The following is a 1,723-nucleotide window of genomic DNA, read 5'->3' as shown; positions in this document are numbered from 1 at the left end:
AGCAGCCGCTTTTTCAAACCAACTTAAAGCAACTGGAAAGTTGTTTAACTCATCACGGTACATTGAGCCTAAGTTATATTGTGCTTTAGCCAGTCCCTGAGCGGCCGCTTTTTCAAATAATAGCCGCGCTTTAGTGTGATCCCCTTTTTGGTAAAGCAAATTATCGCCGTAAAAAATTTCGCCCAAGGTGTTTTGGGCAATGGCATCACCACTTTCAGCCAGTTCAGTGCACAGTTTCATGTTTGCTTCATCACGTGAAAGTTGGCAAGTGGGTTGCTCCGAGGCGCTAGGCATCAAGCGAGTTTGGGGCGCATTGGTATGATGATTGCCCTTGGCAAAAGCCGACATCGCAAATAAGGCAACACCAAACCCCAATACCGCATAAGGGATTTTTTTCATTTTCATTCCATTTATAACGATTTTTGATGAATTTTAATATGGTTAACCGCGCTAATTGTATAGCAAAAACCGTAGTAACAAATTAAAAAACAAACAATAAATATCTTAAAAAACCGAAGATCAAAGCAAGCAAGATCAATCGCAACACCTTGCAATCATGTTACAAAAACAATTAAAAGCGGATATGATTCGCTTTTAATGCATTCTTAGTTCATCTTCTTCTATCGGTGGGTATCCTGACCATTCGCTAGGGTGATTGGACGCTCCCATTTTTAACGCGTATTTACGCCATAATTGCGCACGGGGAATATCTTGCTCTTCGCGTTTATAATAGTGACTTAACGACGTTATGATAATGTGATTGCCTTGAATGGCTTCTTTGGTCAATATGCGCTCTTTTAATGTTGATTGTTCGCCAACTGTATTGCCCAGTAATATATCAAAGGTGTCTCTTGGCCAAAGCGTAAAAGAGATAATTCGTGAACCATAGATCATATTTAAATTGTAAAAATCTTTTAGATAAAAAAATTTATTGCAAATCAAATCTTCATCACTGGCGTGTTTTTTATCACTAATTTTGGAACGATATTTTCTTTCTTGATGTTTTAATTCGGTGTTAAAGTCATATCGATTAGACATTATTACATCAATCAATTGCCATAAGTTATCATCAGGTTGCAATTGATAAGCTTGCTCAAGTAAGGTAAAGGCTTTATATTCATCGACTTTGGTACCTAAGCCTTGCATATACATAAACGCTAATGTCCTTATTGCTGGGACAAACTGTTGGTTTGCTGCTTGTTCATAAAGCGTAAAGGCATGATTTTCATTTTTATCAACCCCAATACCAAACAGATAAAAATAAGCCAAATTGGTTTGTGCTAGGGCATGCCCTTGGTTGGCAGCTTTTTGGTACCATTCAATGGCTTTTTGTAAATCAGGCTCGACCCCTTGACCATATTCACTCAAAGGGTAAACTCCACGGGGATAATACTCAATGGGTAAGCTCATTTTGTCGAATCGGGCAAATTGTGCTTCGATTTTAGGTAGTTCAGGGTCGATATTGTTGCCATTTTCGTCAAAAATATACAATCGAGGCGCTTTACCGCCTGATGCGTTTTCGTAAATATAACCAATACTATTTTGAGCATCGGCATTGCCTTGAGCAGCCGCTTTTTCAAACCAACTTAAAGCAACTGGAAAGTTGTTTAACTCATCACGGTACATTGAGCCTAAGTTATATTGTGCTTTAGCCAGTCCCTGAGCGGCCGCTTTTTCAAATAATAGCCGTGCTTTAGTGTGATCCCCTTTTTGGTAAAGCAAA

1 protein-coding gene and 1 pseudogene are annotated in these 1,723 nt (G+C 38.8%); both read right to left on the bottom strand.

The window, feature by feature from the left end; translation table 11 throughout:
* A pseudogene (locus tag A9G45_RS12850) lies at window positions 1–399 on the bottom strand (SEL1-like repeat protein); the annotation flags it as partial.
* A gap of 195 nt (window positions 400–594) precedes the next feature.
* On the bottom strand, window positions 595–1,723 hold a 1,129-nt coding region (locus A9G45_RS12845), incomplete at its 5' end, for a tetratricopeptide repeat protein (RefSeq protein WP_141673693.1).

Source organism: Gilliamella sp. HK2 (assembly GCF_001690265.1).
Taxonomy (GTDB): Bacteria; Pseudomonadota; Gammaproteobacteria; order Enterobacterales; family Orbaceae; genus Gilliamella; species Gilliamella apicola_C.
The sequence above is the reverse complement of the archived record's forward strand: the minus strand, read 5'-3'. Positions and strand labels throughout refer to the sequence as shown.